At 56.0% G+C, this 21175-nt stretch carries 14 protein-coding genes and 1 tRNA gene; 6 read left to right on the forward strand and 9 right to left on the reverse strand.

All coding sequences use genetic code 11. From position 1 onward, the window contains the following. Positions 1-235: 235 nt before the first annotated feature. A complete protein-coding gene (locus Pla52o_RS16950; protein WP_146595818.1) occupies positions 236-1924 on the forward strand; it encodes a sigma-70 family RNA polymerase sigma factor in 1689 nt (562 codons plus the stop codon). 44 nt (positions 1925-1968) lie between these two features. Here Pla52o_RS16950 and Pla52o_RS16955 read toward each other — a convergent pair whose 3' ends face one another. Next, the gene (locus Pla52o_RS16955; protein ID WP_146595819.1) at positions 1969-3048 is read right to left on the reverse strand and encodes a hypothetical protein; all 1080 of its coding nucleotides are present in this window, start codon (positions 3046-3048) and stop codon (positions 1969-1971) included. A gap of 26 nt (positions 3049-3074) precedes the next feature. After that, a complete protein-coding gene (locus tag Pla52o_RS16960) occupies positions 3075-4430 on the reverse strand; it encodes a hypothetical protein (RefSeq protein ID WP_146595820.1) in 1356 nt (451 codons plus the stop codon). A 350-nt stretch (positions 4431-4780) separates the two neighbouring features. On the opposite strand from Pla52o_RS16960, the gene Pla52o_RS16965 reads away from it, so the two are divergent. Together Pla52o_RS16965 and Pla52o_RS16970 are read left to right on the forward strand one after the other, a co-directional pair. Next, positions 4781-5797, forward strand: coding sequence for a hypothetical protein (locus tag Pla52o_RS16965; protein ID WP_231612426.1), 1017 nt, complete (start codon positions 4781-4783; stop codon positions 5795-5797). A gap of 157 nt (positions 5798-5954) precedes the next feature. Beyond that, a complete protein-coding gene (locus Pla52o_RS16970; RefSeq protein ID WP_146595821.1) occupies positions 5955-6734 on the forward strand; it encodes a PIG-L deacetylase family protein in 780 nt (259 codons plus the stop codon). A 270-nt stretch (positions 6735-7004) separates the two neighbouring features. Here the strand turns inward: Pla52o_RS16970 and Pla52o_RS16975 are convergent, their stop codons facing one another. The 6 genes from Pla52o_RS16975 to Pla52o_RS17000 all read right to left on the reverse strand — a co-directional run bounded on the left by Pla52o_RS16975 (position 7005) and on the right by Pla52o_RS17000 (position 15140). After that, a complete protein-coding gene (locus tag Pla52o_RS16975) occupies positions 7005-8336 on the reverse strand; it encodes a DNA-directed RNA polymerase subunit alpha C-terminal domain-containing protein (RefSeq protein ID WP_146595822.1) in 1332 nt (443 codons plus the stop codon). Between the two features lie 88 nt (positions 8337-8424). Beyond that, positions 8425-8498 (reverse strand) — tRNA-Thr (locus Pla52o_RS16980). Positions 8499-8695: 197 nt separating this feature from the next. Next, on the reverse strand, positions 8696-9682 hold the full coding sequence (locus tag Pla52o_RS16985; RefSeq protein WP_197169306.1) for a hypothetical protein: 987 nt from the start codon (positions 9680-9682) through the stop codon (positions 8696-8698). 276 nt (positions 9683-9958) lie between these two features. Then, positions 9959-10567, reverse strand: a complete 609-nt coding sequence (locus Pla52o_RS16990) for a 5-formyltetrahydrofolate cyclo-ligase (RefSeq protein WP_146595824.1) — start codon at positions 10565-10567, stop codon at positions 9959-9961. 376 nt (positions 10568-10943) lie between these two features. Beyond that, positions 10944-12434 carry a rhamnulokinase gene (locus tag Pla52o_RS16995; protein ID WP_146595825.1) on the reverse strand — a complete coding sequence of 497 codons (1491 nt, stop codon included), beginning with the start codon at positions 12432-12434 and terminating at the stop codon, positions 10944-10946. Between the two features lie 1377 nt (positions 12435-13811). Beyond that, positions 13812-15140 carry a hypothetical protein gene (locus Pla52o_RS17000; RefSeq protein ID WP_197169307.1) on the reverse strand — a complete coding sequence of 443 codons (1329 nt, stop codon included), beginning with the start codon at positions 15138-15140 and terminating at the stop codon, positions 13812-13814. Between the two features lie 329 nt (positions 15141-15469). Between Pla52o_RS17000 and alaS the strand changes: the two genes are divergently transcribed. Next, positions 15470-18298 (forward strand): alanine--tRNA ligase, encoded by a 2829-nt coding sequence (gene alaS, locus Pla52o_RS17005; protein WP_146595827.1) that lies wholly within the window; start codon positions 15470-15472, stop codon positions 18296-18298. 202 nt (positions 18299-18500) lie between these two features. On the opposite strand, the gene Pla52o_RS17010 is transcribed toward alaS, so the two are convergent. Continuing rightward, positions 18501-19190 carry a 7-carboxy-7-deazaguanine synthase QueE gene (locus tag Pla52o_RS17010; RefSeq protein WP_146595828.1) on the reverse strand — a complete coding sequence of 230 codons (690 nt, stop codon included), beginning with the start codon at positions 19188-19190 and terminating at the stop codon, positions 18501-18503. A gap of 80 nt (positions 19191-19270) precedes the next feature. Here Pla52o_RS17010 and queF point away from each other — a divergent pair, with 80 nt between their 5' ends. Beyond that, positions 19271-19642 (forward strand): preQ(1) synthase, encoded by a 372-nt coding sequence (gene queF / locus Pla52o_RS17015; protein WP_146595829.1) that lies wholly within the window; start codon positions 19271-19273, stop codon positions 19640-19642. Positions 19643-19982: 340 nt separating this feature from the next. Next, positions 19983-20981, forward strand: coding sequence for a TIM barrel protein (locus Pla52o_RS17020; RefSeq protein ID WP_146595830.1), 999 nt, complete (start codon positions 19983-19985; stop codon positions 20979-20981). Positions 20982-21175 lie beyond the last annotated feature (194 nt).

Genomic DNA, 21175 nt, shown 5'->3' on the forward strand with positions numbered 1-21175 from the left:
GTCTGTAAGTCTAAAAGCTTTCGTGAGATTCGTGTAGTGCGGCCAAATCGTAACCTAACTTTCAGTGACGGGGGAGTTTTGACGTTAGATGGCTCCGAGCACACCCGCCAGAGTGTGGGAAGCGCAACACACGGTTGTCTTTGTGCAACATCAAGGTGTTGCTTTTGGGAAACACGCTGGACTCGGAAAACGAACCCACTATTTCACCTAACCTATTCACTGACAACGGTTTGCCATGATTTATGCGACGCCCAGCCTAACCGCTGGTACCGATACTGCTTGGTTCCTCCCCCACGTTACCGACGTTTTTGACACGGGTGCCGAGGAGAGCTTGATGGGAAAGAAGAACAGCCGTCGCAGTCTACAAGATGATGCTTATGACGCAGAGGAATCTGTTTCGCGTCGGACCCGCGTGATGGGTGAACAATATGTGGATGCCGAAGATGAAGATGCGGTCCCGGTAAGCGAAGAGGACAGCGAGCGAAGCCGTCGCCGCGTTGAAACCGATACCGATCCCACCGAAGATCCCGTCCGCATGTACTTGATGCAGATGGGTCAAATTCCACTGCTGACGCGAGAGCAAGAAGTCTCAGCAGCAAAACAGATCGAAAAGACGCGTGAGCGCTATCGCCACTGGATGTTGGCGACGGACTTCATGCTGCAAGGTGCCCTCAAGCTGCTCGAGCAAGTCCGCGACAAACAACTTCGCCTGGATCGTACCATCGAGGTCAGCGTTACCAATGCGGCGGAAAAGAAAGCGATCATGAAACGGATCGTTCCCAACGTGAAAACGTTGCAGTTCCTGCTACGCCAAAACCGCGCCGATTACATGGTGGCCATCAACAAGCGATTGCCCATGCGTCAACGACGTGCCGCTTGGAAGAACCTCGTCGTACGCCGCAACAAAGCGGTCCGCTTGGTCGAGGAAATGAACCTGCGAACCAATAAACTACAACCGCTATTCGAAAAGCTTCGCCATTCCGCCAATCGAATGCTCGAAATCCGATCGCTGCTCAAGGACGAGAAACGATTAGCGATGCCAGGCATGCCCGCCGCCGACGAACTGCACAGCGAACTGCACAACTTAATGCGGTTGACGTTTGAAACCCCTCGCACCCTCAGTCGCCGTGTCAAACGATGTGATCACTACAGCGAAGACTACGATGCTGCCAAGCGAGTCTTATCGGCGGGCAACCTGCGTTTGGTCGTCTCGATCGCCAAGAAATACCGCAATCGTGGCTTGTCGTTCCTGGATCTGATCCAAGAAGGCAATACCGGTTTGATGCGAGCGGTTGATAAGTTTGAACATGCCCGAGGCTACAAGTTCAGCACTTATGCGACATGGTGGATTCGTCAAGCGATCACCCGTGCGATCGCCGATCAAAGCCGCACCATTCGTGTGCCCGTCCACATGATCGACACGATGAACAAGATCCGTCAAATCACGCGTGACTTGGTGCAAGAAAACGGGCGTGAACCGACCTCCGAGGAAGTCGCGATGCGAAGTGGCTTGGCCCTTGAAGACACTCGCGTGATCTTGAAGATGAGTCGTCAACCCTTGTCACTGGATCAACCGATCGGTGATCACGAGGAGAGCGTCTTCGGAGAATTCCTTGAAGATTATCGCCACGACGATCCCTTGCTGGAAACCAACCGCGAAGCGTTGAAAACCCAGATCGATTTGGCGATGGAAACGTTGAACTATCGTGAACGTGAAATCTTGCGACTTCGCTACGGCCTGGCCGATGGTTACACCTACACGCTGGAAGAAGTCGGCCGGATTTTCAAGGTCACCCGTGAACGCGTTCGTCAAATCGAAAGCAAAGCGGTTCGCAAACTGCAACAGCCTTATCGAGCCAAATCGCTTGTCAGCTTCCTAGACGGATACGAAATGCCGATACTCGAAGGCAGCGAAGCGTTGTAAAAGTGCAGCCCTTGTTCGGGCGACGCCCTGGCAACGCACCAACGTCAAGCCGCGTTGGCGCGCTGGGGTGCATAGAAGTTATCGCTGTGGAACGGCATCACCACTTGCGTTGAGGACAACGTCAACGCGTTGTCGCGCAGGGCCGCCAGAAATGTTTTGCCGCACAGATGAGCATCGTAGTACTGCGTCACACGCTGCGACATGGCCTCGAGCTGTGTGGGTGATAATCGGCGAATTCGATCGACCGCGTCGCGTAAACCGCCGCTACCCTGAAAGCAAATCGCGTTCTCACCGTCGCTCAATTCGGGACGCATGCGGTCGCCGTATTCAATCAACGGGATCGTTCCGACACTCATCGCTTCGATCAAGTTATGACACATCGGTTGTGCTGCCCCGGGACAGCAAACAAAGAAACGATGCTGTGCCAAAAACGGCAACCATTGTGCAGAGGAAATCGGCGTTACCGCACTGTCCTGTAATCGTATCGGCATGCTCGCGTTCTCGGTCGAGCAATCGTGGAGCACGTTGAGAATGTCCAACCGGCTCAGCACGCCAAAGGATTCCTCCATTTTTGCCCGTCCGTATCGCGACTTTTGGCTGCCCGCAAACAAGATCGCTTCGCGATCAAACGCGGATCGCAGTGCCACTCGCGACGCATGATTCGAACGGCGCAGGGTCGCCGGGTGCATGGGGTAAGGCATCACGGGACGGTCGGGCAAGATATCGCGACCAATCAACATTTCGACTTGGCGATACCCCTTCCCCACTCGCGATGCGTTTTCCAGCGGCACGTCGCACAAGACAAACGCATCCTCAGGGAGCGGCTCATTCGGATACAGCCAAGTCGCATGTCCCTCGGCCAACATCTCGGCCCCTAGCCCTTTCCGCGCCACGCTGGCAAGCAACAACCGGCTTCCTCGCACATAAAACGGCGAGCCAATCTCGGCGCTGTGAAGTGCCAGCGAGGCGAAATGGCGGGCGCAATCAAACAACAGTTGCGGCGTGTAGAGATCCAAGACCACCGGGCGTTCTCGCAGTGATTCGGACGTCGCTACCTTGCTTGCCAAAATCTGTTTCGCACGGCGAATGCCAAACGGAAACCTGACGATATTCTTCAATTGCATAATGGATTCCATTTCCTGGGGCGTCACTACGCCACTAACTTGCCATGGCTCTGGGTGCACGGACGGATTCCCATCTGAATCAACGTGTTGGCACCGCGATGACGTTTCGCGATCGCCATCGCGTGATGCGTGGACCGCCAACGCAGGGCACGATAATCGTGATACATTTGTTCCAGAAACTCGGGGATCTGATCAATCGATTTGTAGATGTATCCGACCGAACCATCGCCCCCCGCCGCCCGGACCTGGTCCGCCAACCAACATCCATCCGGCACGATGACGGGGACTCCCCGAATGAACATCTCCAAAAGCACACCGCTACATCGCGCGACATAACGCGACGCATCGTATAGAAAAAGCCCCACGTCGGCCGTGTCGAGCCAATGGTGGTAGTCGACCGACGGCATGTCCGATGACTTGATTTCAAAGTAAGAGTCAGCAGCATCGCTTGCCGCCAACGCAGCCTCGTACGTCGATTGCATCTGCTTGGGAACCATCCGCTTCCACCGCTTGGCGGGCATTTGCATCGACATTTGGTATTGGCCGCTGCACAGCTGCGACTCATGGATCTGCGACAGCACAGCGGGAATTACGCGACGCCCCTTTTCGGCTCGCGGGGCCCCGGCGAGCACAATCTTGAAGCGATCCCCACGCGAGTTTTGCTGAGTCACCGGCGAGCGATAGCGGGTGGGATAGGGAATCGCCTTGGCGGTCACCCCGACCTGTTCGAGTTGCTGCGCTAACGATGCGGTCGTAGCATGCAAATGGACACGATGGGACGCCATTTCCTGGAGCGCGGCGTTCACCTGGGCACCAAATTGCCGCTTCCGCGACGCGGAGCTGTGTTGATCAAACACAGCAAAATGGAAAACGATGTGAATGGTTAAACGGGTTTCATCGGGGATTTGTTTCAAGGCGTTGGCAATCGCCAGCATCACAAAATCATCGGCCGTATTGATCAGCAGCGTATCGCTCGCGTTGACGTTCCAACGGGCGAGCAAATTCGAAAAATCATCAGACCACCGTTGCAACATCACCGTGGGGCGCCGTTCCGACCGCGACAGCGGATCACGAAGATTCTGCAACGTGTTTTGAATCACGCTACCGCCGACATTTCGACCTTCGAGGTTTCGCCGCACGCTCGAGTGGCCATCCACGCCGAGCGACCAATCGACCATGCGGCGGGCGAGAAACCCACCTTCGACGTCGAGCGTCGTGTCGATGGCATCAAACCCTGCAAAGCTTTGATGGGTCGCTAGCTTGGCGGGGTAGCCCAGCTCGGCTGCCCCCTCCATCAACAGTGTAGCCAATTCAAGGAAGTGACCGCCAATCGACCGAATGTTGTCGTCGAACAGTAACAATCGCGATTCGGAAGCAGCCATAGAACTATCGGGGGACGAAAGAGTGAACGTGGAACGGTCTGTTTACAGGCGATTTACGAGCGATGAACGAACCCAACCTGCCGTGGCGGAGACGCCCACTCGAAATTGCTAGCACGCGATCACCAAGGGCACTCCTACGATTTCCATTCTCAATACCAAACTGGGGGCAACGCGGTCTAGCTTGAATCCACGAAAAGCGGCGCGGAATCGCTTTAGAGCCTGTACCGATTATGCCGATTCCTCCCTTTCAGGGCGGAGGAGCGGCGTGCACGTGGATGCGTGTGCGAGATTTTCCAAAAAATGACTTGGCTTTCGTTGCTTCAACGGAGCCTCAAGGGATGGATCGAAACATGCGTATCTCGAATCCTCGTATCGCAAGCGCGATCGCGGTGTTGTTGTTGAGTGGATCGGCGTTGCAATCGGCACACGCCCAACGGGCCGTCGTCCCCGGAACGGGGTCGGAGATCGTGGGCATTGCTGACGACTTCGAGGATCCCAATTGGTCGTACATTCCCAACGACCCAAAGAGCACCGAAGATATCGACGAAAATCAACGCAGTCCGATGGGACGTTCGACGAACGGTCGTTGGTACGAGGGAATTAAACGCGGTCACCCCGACATCGTCCAACGCGTCCCCACGCCAGCCGGAGGCGTGCCCGGCAGCGAAGGGGCTTTGCTAATGCGTTCTCGCTTTACCGGCATCCCCGGCAATCCGAGTGGCAAAATGCATCAAGACGATTTTGTCGCCAATGTTCAATACCGGCTCAAACGACGAATCGATGTTGCGGAGGTGCCGAGCGTGACGACCCGAGTCTTCTTGCCACCGGTTGCCGATTGGGAAAACCGCAGTGGACCGCACTTCGGCTTCCGACTCGCCTTGGAAACGACCGCCATGGTCGACAAAGAGGTCGGCATCGGAATCTTTAAACGGACCACCCAAGAAATGGGGAACGAGGTCTATTGGCCGGGCATGTTTATCGAGTTCGAGAGCAAGGGAGATGATCACCGCGCCAACGATTACGCTTACTTGCGAATCCGCAGCAACCGTCGCGGAGGCGACTTTCGTGGCCCCCAAATCACTACGACGGGATGGTGGACGCTCGGTATGAGCGTGACCCCCGATGGAATGGTTCATTACTATGCGTCCGAAGGGGTGGATGATTTGACCGAGGACGATTACATCACCAGCCAATTCCCGTACGATTACCGCGCCGAACGCTTCCGAACGTTCTTCTACAACATCTGCAGTGCGGATGACGGTCATCGTTGGAGCACGTCGTTTATTGTCGATGACCCGAAGGTCTATGTGCTACGACCGAAACAGCAGATGGCGTCGCGAAATTCGACGTCTTCATCACGCCGCTAAGCCCCTGGCAATGCGGCAGGCATCCTCCCAATCAATCTCGACCGGTTTCCTGGTCGAGATTTTTTTTTGAACGAGGATCGCTCCCGTTACCGACCACACTCAAGTTTGGTAAAACGGATTCACTTCCAACTTTGATTCTTTCTAACGAGACCCAATTATGCCGTCCGTTCTTGCCATCGCGGCGCACCCCGACGACATTGAATTCGTAATGGCCGGGGCCATGTTGCAACTTGCCCGACGCGGCTGGGATTTGCACTATGTCAATCTTTGTGACGGTTCACGTGGCTCGACCACCATGGATCGTGAGACGTGTGCGGCGGTTCGATTAGAAGAAGCACGCAACGCGGCGAAATCGATTGGAGCGACATTTTATCCTCCGATTTATCCCGACATGGAAGCGACCTACAACACGGCAAACGTGCGCAAGGTCGCCGCGATCATCCGCATGGCAAAGCCGACGATCGTGCTGACCCATTCGCCGATCGATTACATGGAAGACCATGAAACGGCGTGCCGTTTGGCGGTCACCGCTGCGTTCACGCACGGCATGCCGAACTTCGAAAGCGATCCTGAGTTACCGGTCTACATGGACCCGGTGACGGTTTATCACGCTCAACCCCCAGGGCATCGCACGCCGTTGGGAGAATTGATCACGCCGCACCTCTACGTCGACGAAACCGACGTGATTGAGCAAAAGGTCGCCGCACTCGCTTGTCACGCCAGCCAGAAACAATGGCTCGACGAGAGCCAGGGGATGGACAGCTACCTACAAACCCTGCGTGATTCGAGTGCCCAAATGGGTCGCATGAGTGGCAAGTTCTCTCACGCCGAAGGTTGGCGTCGCCGTGAACACTGGGGATTCTGTGGCCCCGACGACGACCCGTTGCGTGACGCACTCTCGGACATCATCGTCGACACTCGCTCGGCCCGTTCGTAGCCCCAGTCGCCTTCGGTTGTGATGGTGGCTAGAGCAATTCGACAATGACGCGAGATACCTACCGTAGCTGCGTTCGCAAGAACGCGGCCCACTGTGCTGCGTGGTCGCTGCATCAAAATTAAAAATGCGTTAGCAGCCTCCACTGCGGCTCGCCAACTTCGCTTTGCCCCATGGGCGCCAGCGTGCGAGCGCCCAAAAAAAAGAGCCGGCGAAGCGGATAAACCGTTTCGCCGACTCTGATGATCATCCATTTTGGAAAGCGAGCCTGGCTCAGTCGCCACGCAATTTCAAACCGAGGTCGGTCAATTTCTCGCGGACTTCGTTCAAGCTGGTGACCCCGAAGTTCTTGCACTCGAGCATCTCGTCGCCCGTCTTGCGAACCAACTCACCGATGGAGTTGAGCTGCAAACGCGCCATGCACTTGCGTGCTCGAACCGAAAGGTTCAAGTCGGAGATTGGGCGTTCGAGCAACGCTTGCTCGTCTGGCGACATGTGACTGGTGTCGATCGGCGGATCGTTGCTCTTCTTTTCGTGAGCGAATTGTCCCAGCGAGAGCCCTTTGCTGGTCAGCATTTCGCGGATCTCGACCAAGCTCGTTTCGCCAAAGTTCTTGCTGCTAAGCAGCTCCGCTTCGCTGGTGCGAGTGAGGTCACCGATGGTGTCGATGCCCATTTTCTGCAAGCAGTTTCGGCTCCGAACGCTCAATTCGAAGTTGGCCACGGGCAGGTTCAGCGTTTGTGCCAAACGATCGTTGCGGCGCTGTGCTTCTTCGTCGTAGAGCAGGTTGCCGGTCGCTGCGGCATCCTTCAAATACAAATTGGTTTGCGGATGATCGGGATACGACTCGAGGATACGACGATAACACGCTTGGGCGCGATCGAATTGATTGTTGTCCTCGTAGATCAAGCCGAGGTTGATCAGGGCACCGATGCCGGTTGGGAATGCCTTGGCGGCACGCTCGTACAACTTCAGCGCTTCGACATCGTTGCCGAGTCGGTCGTTTTCGAGTGCCAGTCCAAACAGTGCCCCGGCGTGGTTCTCATCGGCGTTAACGGCGCGTTGGTACAACGCCAACGCCTCTTCCAAACGTCCGCCGACCGCAGAAACGGTGGCGGCACGTTGGTACATGTATTCCGAGGTTTGCTCTGCAGGCCCGAAGATATTGTCGAGGATTTCGAGCGATTTTTCGGTGCGACCCGCGTAGCGATGTGCCTCGGCGATACGGATATTGCACTCGTCGGCGTTGTAACCGGACGTTTGCGCCTGCAGGTAAACCGGAATCGCCTCTTCGTAGCGGCTCAGCTCAAATTGGGCGCGAGCTTGATAGAACAACGCCATCGCGCTGCCGTCGGCATTGCCAAGAATTTCCAGCGCAGCTTTGAACTTGCCGAGCAAGAACAAACAAACGCCCATTTTGGTTTTCGTAGCGGGGCTAAGTGCCTCGTCCGCTTCCATCTCGTTTACGGCGTCGCGAAGTTCAGCAAAATGGCCGTAATTCTCAGTGATCGCAGAACGAATGGCTGCGACATCGGATGGCCCAAACGAATTGTTTGCCAGAACCATCTCTTTCAAATCGAGCACATCGAGTTCGATATCACTCATCGAGAAGCATCTCCTGTCGCGAGCTATTTAAGCTGGGAATGTAAGTTTGGGGAAAACTTACGCTGAAAAAGAATTGTCTAAATCTAGAAGCCAGCGGCGGGATTTGAACCCGCAACCCTCGCATTACGAATGCGATGCTCTGCCAATTGAAGCTACGCTGGCGTTCACTCGTTAAGGGCACCCGGGACGCAAGCTCAGAAAGCTTGTCAAAAAACTGTGCCAAAAGAATGACGAGTCCCAAGAAAATAGTCGAAATAGATAAATTTCGTCAATAGGCGACAAAATTTTCCAGCCACTCTAGGGCCACGATTTCCCTCGCTAACGAGCGATTAGGAGGGACGAAGTCAACAAAGTACCAATTAAATCAGCTTTTTTTTCCACGAGTTACCTTTTTCGGTATTTTCAAACTGAAGGCTCTCCAATTGGCCGATCAGCTCCGTTTGGCTGCTGTTGATGGCGGTTTCGACCGAATAAATGCGGCGATCGGCCAACGTTTGTATCAAACTGCCAATCAAAAAACTTTCCACCGACTTCAACTGCCCCGCCTCGGCCAATGGCGTCAAATCTAAGATCGCGTGGGCACCATCCATCACCTGGGCTTCAACATCGCTGCACCACAGCCCGACCTCGGCAAGCACTTCGGCGGTCCGATGATCCACCACCTGATGCCGCTCGATATCAAAATGCGACATCGCGGAACCAAGCCGTGGCTGTGTCGGAATCTGAGTCTCGCGCACTCCCCGTGTGGTTCGCCGGAACTGCAACGCTTCTCGATTGATGGGAGGACGGTAGGGGCTCGTTGAAGCCACCAATCGCGAGATCGATTCGCCCAAGGTGTAGCCCGAGCGGGCCAGCAAGGCGGTCATACGAGTGTCGCCCTCAGGGACGCCAATGCCATGTCCGATCGGTGGCAATCCAACGTAGCCATCAAAACAATCGCGAACGAGCCCCACGTTCAACTCATCCGCCCCCAACGCTTTGACCCGCGCCTCGGCAGCGGCCAACAAGGAATCGCAGACTTCCAGCCCCCCATCAGGTGAAAAACAGAACGCCAAAATCCGCCCCGATCGTGTCGCGACGCTCTCCTCGGGAACGCCCGATTTCGGCACCGTGGTATCGATCTCGCTATCGACTGCGCCATCGACCGCGACGTGACACCACGCCAAAACGTCCCCATCGGATTGAGCGATCAACAAATTGGCGGGATCAAAAAAGGTCCGCGCCAAAATCGCCTGCTCCATCGTCGCCATCGCCACGGGAGGCGAGGCGCCCAAGCAGGACCAGTGCTCGATCCACACATTCACCAGTCGCGGTAAGTCTGCGTTGCAAAAAGGCCGAATGATCAACACGGTTCATTGCTGCTTGCGTCTGGCGGAAATCTTCAAGTTCGCGAGCCTGGAACGGCTACGAGTCCTTTATACACAAATCCTCGTTTTGGGGTCACCGGAACTTAGCAGATCCAAGCGGCATTCGCCGCGGCAAAACGCGAGCTCGATTGAATCCACACGCCCTCCACCAGCGTCCGTTTCCCAGCCGTTAACCAGACACTAACGCAGCCTGCGGCAACGTTAACTTGAAGCCCCGATAAAACCAACCACTCACCCGAAATTATGGACTCGCACTCACGAGGTCCCCCTTCGACCGATTCCTTCATAGACACATTTTTCGGTAACCACTTTGTCCATAAAAATGTCGTGGCGCTGCATCGGAACGTCGTCGAACATTTGGCATTCGAAAGCGAGCGAAACGAGCAACGTTTCGGGCTTGGCGTGCTCAAGCAACCGATCGTAGTAGCCTTTGCCATGTCCGATACGTCCACCGCGAGCATCGAAGCCGAGCCCCGGCACCAAGATGAGATCGAGTTGATTGATGTCAATCTTCTTCGCCGCGATCTCGCGAAGCGGCTCGCGCGGCTCCAGAATTTGGTACATCCCAACCTCCAACTCATCCATCGACTCGAGCCGAAACAACTTGAGTTCGCCATCGGCGCAGTAGGGAACCACGATGGCTTTGTCGCCTGCCACCTCGCCAGGGATCGCTTGGCGCGTGCGCGCTTCGTCACGAGCATCGACGTACCACATCACATATCGAGCGGCCACATATTCCGGCATCTGCAGGACGCGGTCGGTGATCGCCAAAGAGACAGCTTCCTTGTCGGGCTGAGCCTTCCGAGCGAGATGGGCCGCTTTGCGGATCCCTAGCTTCTGTGCGGAAAGAGCAGCGTCGTTCATAGCACTCAGTTCTTCGCATTCATAACGGGGCTTTGCACTCATAACGGACGCACTCACAACAAGCGATGCAAAAAGGGAGCTTCAAGACCGAAGGGGCAAGATCAAAGGCAGACCATGGGCTTAGAAAAATCGCACAACGTTGCTGGCGTCGCTACCCCGGACGACTCGCATCCAGGGCGTGTTAGCATTGAGGCTGGGGTGTTTTTCCTACCCCCTGGCGTGCTCTTCCTAACCCACAGTGTCCGCGAGGGAAGATCGACATTGACTCGGTCCCTCGCTTACGCGTCGGGTTATGATTTTGATTAAGCATCCGTTAACCGGGAGCGAGCGTCCAAGCGGCTAATGGGATTGCCCCCAATGATTCGTGCCTAGCCGCTTATTGCTCAAGTTTACGAAAGACTTCGGCTGCGTCGTCCCAAGCGGCTGCGTTGGTCGGGTCAAACTGCTTAGTGCCAAAACTGGTGCGAATCAAATTGCGAGCCTCGACAATCGAGCCCAGCTTCTGAGTCCCCATCATCTGGACCGCAATGTTTCCCACCGCAGTCGCTTCGACCGGGCCGGCAATGACAACGCGATTGCACGCATCGGCGGTCATCTGGCAAAGCAACTCATTCTGGGAACCGCCGCCGACAATGTGAATCACGTCGATTCGGTTGCCTACCAAGGTTTCTAGCATCCCCAAACAACTTCGATAACGGAGCGCCAATCCCTCGAGCGCGCCGCGATAGAGCACCCCGTTGCTCTGGGGAGCGGATTGCCCGGTCCGCCCGGCATAACGGACGATCGCATCGAGCATGTCGTCCGGAGCGACAAAGGCAGCGTCGTCGGGATCGACCAACAATTCAAACGGCTTCGCGGCTAACGCGCGATCCACCATCACATCCCAAGGCTCCGCGGTTCCGCGTCGCTCGAGCGATTTGCGAATTTGCTGGAAAATCCACAGTCCACCAATGTTCTTCAACAGCCGCGTGCTGCCTTGAATGCCACCTTCGTTGGTGAAATTCAACTCCGCACACTTGTCGTTCACCAACGGCTTGGCCAATTCGCATCCCATCAACGACCATGTTCCCGAGCTGATGTAGCACCAACTGGGATGTTCCGGAGCGAAGTCATTCACCGGAACCGCGATGACCGCCGACGCGGTATCATGAGTCGCCGGCACAATCACGGGGACATCGTCGAGCCCGGTCGCCGAAGCGACCGAGGGTTGAATGACGCCGAGCTGGGAACCTGGCTCGATCACGTCCTGGAAAATTTTCGCAGGCAAGTCAAAACGCGAGAGCAAATCGCTCGACCAAGTCTGGTTTCTCGGATCCAACAACTGGGTCGTTGATGCATTGGTCGCCTCGATGCTTCGCGTCCCCGTCATCAACCAATGGAAGAAGTCGCCCATCATTAAAAAGCCGTCTGCGATCGGCAACGAACGCTCGCCCGCTAACCGGGCCGCGACCAATTGATACAACGTGTTGAGTTCCATGAACTGGAGCCCTGTCGCCGCGAAGATCTCCTGGCGAGGCACAATTTCCCAAGCACGCTCCATCATCCCGCGCGTCCGCGCGTCACGGTAATGGTGAACCGGACCGGTCATTTGGTCATGATCGTCCACCAACACGTAGTCGACCCCCCACGTATCGACTCCTACCGAGGCCACTTCGCTGAACTGTTGTGACGCCGCGCGTAGGCCTTGCTGAATTTCCGCCCACAATCCGTGCACGTTCCAATGCATCGATCGCTGGATCGTGACGGGATCATTTGCAAACCGATGGACTTCGGCTAGTTCGATCAAGTCGTTCTGTAGAGACCCCGCGATCACACGGCCGCTGGAGGCACCCAAATCGATTGCCAAATGGACCGGAGTCGAGCTCATCTTCGTGAATCCCAAGTTCGCTAGTTTTGTGGTGGAGATGCAAAGGATATCAAAAAAAGAAGGTCAAGGGACCGCCAGCCACCGACCTTGCCCCCCCCTCCTGTGGGAATCAGGACAAGCGTGGCTCAAGACAGGGCGAATGTGCAAACCTGCAGACACAGGGTCACCTAAAAAGGCTGGGGGCATCTAGATAAGGCGAGGCCAGCCACGGCAATGACCTCCACAACCACAAACCGGCCGCTCACCACCTGACGCGTATGCGGGGGAAGATCGATTTTATCTCGGCCACTCGCTGACGCGTCGGATTGCGCATTTCGCCGCAAAACATCCCGTGCCGGAAAGGAATCGCCCAACCCCGCCAACCCCACCCACGAAACAAAACAAAACAACTCCACAGAGGGGCATCCCTCAATCCCTTGCCCTCGTTAGACAATCGTTTTGCAAGCGAAAAACAACCCATTTGGCGGTCGCTCGTTGAGGCCTGGGGAATGAGCCCCATCCGCTCAAACTTTTTTAACTGCCGCAAGCGGAAGACTTTATGGCTTGAGCCACCCTGCGCGGGAAACGAATTTGAGAAAACTGTGGTTGACCCGTCACCCGCAAAACGTAATCTAACGGTGTCGACACATCACTCATCCGCCGTTCTTCTGCGGGGCTCTAACGTGGGGGATGTATGCGAACATCAATTGCTGCTAAGTTGTTGATAGACTACAAGTTATGAAGGACGAGTTTGAAATGCGAAAACGCATCCAAACTCTTCCGATTGTATATTGCGCTGGCAACGGATTGCCTTCAGCTGCGTCTTCCGCGAGTTCGCCTCGCGTGGGGTTTGCGCGGTCAGCTTGCGGCCACGGGCTGACACTCGTCGATGCGTCGTTTGGCAATTGTTTAACAATTGTCGATCGATAAATCACGAACCTCACGGGCCGGGTACATGGAGTACCCGGCCGCGAACGCTCGCGCGACACGCCCCCCGCCTCGATGCTGCGGCGCCCCCTGCATTTTTGCACAGCGCCGCCAGGCCCCTCCAAACTCGCCAGGCCCTTCTAAACTCGCCAGGCCCCTCTAAACTCAGGCCCCTCTAAATCCGCTAGCCCCCCTAGATCACGCTTGGATTCGACCTTGAGGTCGCTGCCGTCGCCCGACGGTGGACCACGCTTTGATTCGGGATTCGGTGCCATCCACTGTAAGCCTAAGGGCGAAAGTCACAATTGACTCGGACCCTCGGTTACGCGTCGGGTTATGATTGGCTAGGTAGAACTGCCATCGCGCAACATCAAAGCGGACACGTCGGTCTCTGATCTTGATCCCCAACGCTCGGCACGCCGAGCAAAACCACGACTGGCCCCGATGCTGGACCAGACACTTGGGTAGCGATCAAGAAGCGGGTTGGCTCGCCGGATTTTCGGATGCGGATTGCAGCCCTCCGATCAACTCGCCGATTTTCCCGTCGCTGGCGGGCGTGACCCACTTCAAATCGACGATGATCGCTTGTCCATCTTCGCGAACGAGCAACGACGGCAACTCTTCTCGCAGCTGGTCGGCCCACTCTTTAGCGCTGAGCGTTCGATGCTCGACACGAATTTGTCTGGACGGATAGCGCCACCGCCCTTTGGGGGTGATGCGGGCGTCTTCGGCAGTCACTTGGCAGCTTTTGATGGAATCGCTGGCACTCAACCGCATCGCCAAGCGTTCCGCTCTGGCCCGCAAGTTTTCCTCGCTCGTTTGCATCAATCCATCGATCGGCAATTGGCCTGATGAGTACTTCCCGAGCGTGCTGACCAGCATGGCCTGGACGGGGCTGGTCGCTTCGAGAGACTTCCAGAGGCTTGAATGGGTGATCGCTTGGACCAGTGCTCGCTTTCCGATAACCAGACCGCACTCGGGGCCTCCAAAAATGCCGCCCCCTTCCACGATCACAAGATCGGCCCCCGCCTGGATCGCGGCTTCGACGGACGGCAATTTCGAGTCTTGGGTCTGCTTCAGGGTCGCCACGGGCAGCACGACAACCTGGGTGACCTCGGCTCGGCCAAACTCCAACGGTTTCGGGGCATCGGCTTGAGTTTCATCATCTGCCAAAATCAAGCAGAACGACTGAAAACCATCAAAGTCGGAGGCTTCGATGGCATCGTTGGCTCCGACTTCTTGAACGATCGGGACCAGCGAATTGAGCGCGTCGACGAGCGAACCACCACTGCGCAAACGAATCGCTTGGCTGCGGTGCACGAGGATCTCCTCTTGGCTCATCCCGATCACCAGTGCGGTCAGGATCGCGTTAAAGTTAGCCGCGACGGCGATCTCCAATTCCGCGGAGGCATCCAGATGATGGTGCAGCTCTCGTGTCAGCCGCTGAGCGGCATGATGGTCATTGCGAACGTCGCCATGCAGACAGGCGTAGGCGGCTTCGACGGCGTCTTCCGCGACCGGCACACCGGTCCCCAGGGGGGTAATTAGCGTACCCGAAGCGTTGACTAACGGGATCGCGATTGCGATTTGCTTTTTCGACCATCGTTGCACATTTTTTTTACCCGCTTCGGTTGCTCGCATGACCGCGTCGAAGCCGCGCGCAGCGGTTTGAGGCAATTCTTGGATGATTTCGTTCGCTTGAGCTTTCAGTTTTTCCAGCGTCTCGGGCTCGCGTGCACGTCGAGCGACGTCATTGAGGCCGCGGCGCAATAATTCAACGGTCCAAGGAGGGATTGCCATGGGGGTGATTCGCTTAAGGTTAGGGGATTGCTGCTGGACACATGTTCCCAGGCGAAAATCCGCAAAACGGATCTCCATCAATGCGGGACAGAGGAGCGACTTTGCCCCGGCAGCGTTTTCTTGGTAAATGGGTTCGAGTCAGTATTCGATTCTAACCGACGAATCTTGGATCTCAGACGTGCCCTCTGCCGAAAAGACTCGTTTCGATATGATCATTCCATATTGGGGTACGAATACGGATGACGCCGGATGCGTTTATCAAGGGATCTCCGATGGCAGAAACGCCTCAATCCAAGCCTTCTACCAAGCTTCGAACATAGACGAGCGATATGAAAACTGACGAGCTGCGCGAAAAATACCTTGCCTTTTTCGAGTCCAAAGGGTGTGTCCGCAAACCGAGTGACGTTTTGGTTCCCACTTGGGACCCCTCGGTTTTGTTCACTCCGGCGGGGATGAACCAGTTCAAGGACCACTTTCTCGGCAAGGTGAAGCTCGATTTTACGCGGGCAACGACCTGCCAAAAATGCTTGCGCACGGGCGACATCGACAATGTCGGCCGGACCGCGTTTCACCATACGTTCTTTGAAATGTTGGGCAATTTCAGCTTCGGCGACTATTTCAAAGAAGACGCCATTCGTTGGGCTTGGGAATTTTTGACCGACAAGAAATGGCTCGGCATCCCAGGGGAACGCCTCAGCGTCACCGTTTACAAGGACGATGACGAAGCGTTTCAGTATTGGAACGAGAAGATCGGATTGCCGACATCGCGGATTTCGCGGATGGAAGAGGACGAAAACTTTTGGCCTGCCTCGGCGCCCAGCGAAGGGCCCGATGGCGTTTGTGGTCCGTGCAGCGAAATCTACTACCACCTCGAAGACGGCAGTGATGTCGAGATTTGGAACCTGGTCTTCACCCAATTCAATCGGGTCGGCGATCCGCCCAACAACTTGAAACCGTTGCCGAGCAAAAACATCGACACCGGAATGGGGCTGGAGCGGACCGCCAGTGTATTGCAGGGCGTGCCGACGAACTTCCACATCGACAACCTGTTCCCGATCGTCCAAGCGGCATCGGAAGTGTGCGGGGTGAAGTACGAGTATGAAAGCGACAATGGTCGCCGCTTGCGACGGATCACCGACCACGCGCGAGCATGTGTCTTTGCGATTCACGAAAACGTGTACCCAGGTCCCAAGGATGCCAAGTATGTCGTCAAACGTTTGATCCGCCGCGCCGTATTGGACGGTTATCAAATGGATTTGCGTGGTCCGTTTCTGTACCAATTGGTCGAAGCGGTGGCCGAGAGCGCCAAGGTTCCTTACCCCGAATTGAGCGCCACGACCAAACGGGTTGCGGACGTGATCGAGGCCGAAGAAAAAGCGTTCTTCGGAACCATCGACGGCGGCATGAAACGAATCGGCCAATTGTTCGAACAAATGCGTGAGGAATCCGCCGTGATGGTCCCCGGCGATGAAGCCGCGGAACTGAACACGACCTATGGCGTGCCCCCGGAATTGCTACAAACACTTAGCGCCGAGCAAAACTTTACCTTCGACTGGACCGGCTATCGCGACGCGATGCACGAGCATTCGATCAAGAGCGGTGCGGGCCAGAAGGAATTGTTCCAAACCGGACCGTTGGAAACGCTTAAAGAAGCGCTCCGCGAGACTCCGTTTCTCGGTTACGATTCGATCGAATCCGAGGCGGTCGTCAAAGGCATTATCACCGGCGTGGGCGGCAAGGGCGACGATGAAGGGCAATTGCTCAGCCATCTCGATCGCGCTGGCGATGCCGAGCTCCGCTTGGTCTTGAACCAATCTCCCTTCTACGGCGAATCGGGGGGGCAAGTCGGTGACGTTGGCGTGATCCGCTGTGACAAATTTGAATTTGACGTCATCGATACTCAACGCCACGGCGGTTTGATCGTGCACCACGGCAAACTGACACGTGGGGAAATCCACGAGGGTGATGTGTGCACCGCGACGGTCGATCAATCGCAACGGGACGCCTTGTCCCGCGCCCACTCTGCGACGCATATCCTGCACTATGCCCTGCACAAGAACGTTGGCGATCATGCGCAACAACAAGGCAGCAAGGTCGAAGCGGATCGTTTGCGATTCGACTTCACCAACCAACATGCGATCGATGATGAGACACTCGTCCAAATTGAAAAGGACGTGTGGGCTCAAATCGACGCGGCTCAACCAATCGATTGGAAAACCGTCCCCCTAGCGGAAGCAAAAACCGCAGGCGCGATGATGTTGTTTGGTGAGAAGTATCCTGACCCCGTACGCATGGTCTCGATGGGTGGTTTCAGCAAAGAATTATGCGGGGGAACGCACCTGACCAACACCCAACAAGTGCAAGCGTTCGAAGTGGTCGTCGAGGAAAGCGTCTCAGCAGGCACTCGCCGCATCGAAGCGTTGACCGGCGAACGGGCCGAATCGCATCGTGTCCAAACTCGCGAATTGCTCGACCATGTGGCAAAGACGCTCGGTTGTCGTTTGCCAGACGCGGTGGCCGGAACCGAACAATTGTTTGCGGAAGTGCGCCAGTTGAAAAAAGAACTTTCGGCAGGCAAGCCGATTGAACATTCCGAAACGTTTGAAGTCAAAAAATCGGATACGCCCGTCAACACGGACGATTACAACGCGATTCGTTCGGCGGTTCGCGAAATCACGCGACGTTTGAATGTTTCGATCGATGACGTCGTCACTCGCATCGAAGCGCTACTCGCGGATCGCTTGGGATTGGTCAAGGAACTTCGCCAAGTGACCGCGGGAGGAAAATTGTCAGCCGATGATTTGATCGCGACCGCAGAAATGGTGGGGGATTCGATGTTGATCGTAGCTGAAACGCCTGGTGCCAATCCGAACGTGATGCGGGGTTGGATCGATCAAATTCGCAAGAAGAGCGACAAACCCACCGCCGTGCTCTTGGCTTCAATCCAAGGCGACAAAGTGTTGTTGGTTGGCGGTGTCAGTCGCGAGCTCGTGGATCGCGGAGTGAAAGCGGGGGATTGGGTCGGCGCGGCGGCCAGTGTGGTGGGCGGCGGCGGCGGCGGTCGTCCCGACATGGCACAAGCCGGGGGCAAGGATCCTGAGAAGTTGCCCGCAGCGCTCGAGCAGGCCAAAGTCTCGATGCGCCAATCGCTGAGCTAAGCGGGGATTGGCTTCCCGGAGCGTTCTCCAGAACGCTCCGGTTGCGCTGGACCGAGAGCCGTGGCAAAAGTCTTAACGGCTTTTGCTACGGCCACGCAGAGCCTCTCTCATCGAGCCTCTTGAAAAGGGATGGAGGATGCAGGGCCGGTTCCCACCGGCCGATCGCAAGCAGCCCGGTTCCCACCGGGCCTACGAGATGCGTTTAGGTGCCGCGGCGATTGCCGTACCAGCGGATTTGCATGCGGTCACAGTACCGATAGCCTTGCTCGGTCGTCCAAGGCCGCAACCATGTTGCAGCCTGGTCGAGATCGTCTTCGTTGATCCCCTGGGGCATGACCCAAACCTTGTCTGCGGGAACGTCAAGTTGCTCGACGATGGCTTGTAGCTCGTCGAAATCGCTTTTGTTGTCGACGACAAACTTGATTTGATGATCGCCGGATTGTCGAATCAATTTGTGCATCGTTTCGATGGGCATCCGCCGCTGCTCGTGCAACGCACTCCACCGCGGATGGGCCTTGGCGTCCGGCGTGCTGGTACGAAATTTGGGGCTGATCGACATCAGATCGCAGGCGATATCACGATCGATCGTGCCCGCCGTCTCGATCGTGATGTGGTAGCCCCGCTCACGTAACATCGCGCACAATCGCACCGATTCCTTGGGCAGCAGCGGTTCACCACCGGTCAGCACGACGTGGCGAACGTCGGCCTCGGCGACCGCTTGGACGAGCGCGTCGAGCGAAACCGGGTCGCCTTCGGGACGCCACGATGCGTAGGGGGTGTCACAGAACCAGCAGCGTAAATTACAACCGCTCGTACGGATGAAAAAACTGTCCGTTCCGGTCAACAGGCCTTCGCCTTGACGGCTTGCAAATGTTTCTGAAATGCGCAGCATAGACGTTTCGGCCTTTCTCCCCCTGGCCGATTCCGACGAAGCCTGCAAAGATCCTGAATTACGAAGCGGAGAACTCAAAATTGAACGACTCAAATCATTTTCGCGAGCTTTTGGAAGTCTTTGACAATCCAAGCCCGGAACGAAACTTTACGATCCAGCACCATTGCCCCGAGTTTACTTCGGTTTGCCCTAAAACAGGCCAACCTGATTACGGAACCATCATCTTTACCTATGTGGCCGACCAAAACTGCGTCGAGCTGAAGAGTTTGAAGATGTATTTGCAACGGTTCCGCAACGAAGGAATTTTCTACGAAGCGATTACGAACCGAATCATGGACGACTTTGTCGCTGTCGTAAAGCCGCGGCAAGCGACCGTCGAGAGCCGATGGACCCCTCGGGGCGGTTTGAACAGCAATATCATCGTCCAATACCCCGATATCCCGCTCGCCTAAACCGCAGGCATCCTCCAGACCGCAGGCTTTGTCCAGGCCGACCGCCTGTTCAAACGCTTGGGTTGTTTTGAGATTCGAGGATGCTCTCCCCCGACCGCGGCGACAACACAATCCGTTTTACGAATAGATTTAGCTGCAGGCTTCCATTTGTTAGATTTAGCCGCACGTTCCGGCGTCGCGGTGGCTTAACTTGCCATTCCGCAAATTGCCATTCCGCAATGTTGTGGAGCTGCCGCCGACCCAACGGGTCACAGGCGGCCAACCGATTTGGGGGCAATTCGAACCGCCCCTTCGTTTTTTCTCTCTTGCTACTCAAACCTCAAAAACTCAACACCAAGCTATGACAACTCCTATTTTACTAAGCGGATTTGCTGACGAAGCCGCCAACGAAAAACTTGCGGTCCAGCAATACTCGGCGTTCGCCGCACTGGGGCTGAAGTACTACTCGATCCGCTTCGTCGACGCTGGCGAGGGAATCAAGAATGTGATGATGCTCAGCGACGCCGAGATCAACCATTTGGTCAAAATGCAAAGCGACTATGGGTTGAAGGTCAGCAGCATCGGTTCGCCGATCGGGAAAGTGAAACTGAAAGACGTCGATGATGGCACCGCCAACAAATTCGTGCCATTTGATCAATACTTGAAAGAAGACGTTGCTCGCGCGTGTGATCGTGCCGAAGCGTTCGGTTCCAAGTTGATTCGTGGTTTTGCGTTCTATCACCCCAAAGGCACCAAGCCCGAAGATCATATTGATCAGGTCGCCGACCAATTGAGTGCGATCGCCGAAGCGTGCGATAAGCGTGGCCTCACTTTCGGTCTGGAAGTCGAAGGGAACCTCGTCGGCCAATCGGGACGATTGCTCGAAGCGATCGCGGCAAAGGTCAACCATCCTGCGATGTTGACGATTTTTGATGCTGCCAACATTGTCACCCAAGGCTTCACCGCCGATGAAACCTACGGCGAATACCTGGCGATGAAACCCAGCTTGGGTTGGTTGCACATCAAGGACTACCACGATCCATCGCCCACCGGCCGGATCGAGCATGTTGACGAAGCGAGCCTCAGCAACTTTGTTCCTGCGGACGTCGGTGACAGTGGACATGAAGCCATCATGCGAGATCTGAAGGGCTTCCTACCAGAGCTTCACAAGCGAATGATCGCTCGCGGTGCCGATGGAGTCTTCATGGACTTGGAACCGCACGTCAAAGGCGGCGGTCAATTCGGTGGTTTCAGTGGTCCCGATGGATTCGGCGTTGCCCTTCGAGGTTTCTGCCGCGTGTTGGACTACGTCGGAATCCCCTACGGTTTGCGCTCCTTCGAAGACATCAAAGCTTCGTAACCGCAGACGAAGTCGTCACAATGCCATGGCCATTGCGGAGCTTCGGCACCGCAGTGGCCATCAAAGTCACCCTCACGTCCGGCAAACCGGACGTGAGGTCGCGAGCGAGAAAAATTGGAAATCGGAACGGAATCTCGTGAGCCTATCGCTCGATTCTTGTCTCCGATAGTTCAATGAAAGGGTTCGAGGCGAGT

The organism is Novipirellula galeiformis (assembly GCF_007860095.1).
GTDB lineage: Bacteria > Planctomycetota > Planctomycetia > Pirellulales > Pirellulaceae > Novipirellula > Novipirellula galeiformis.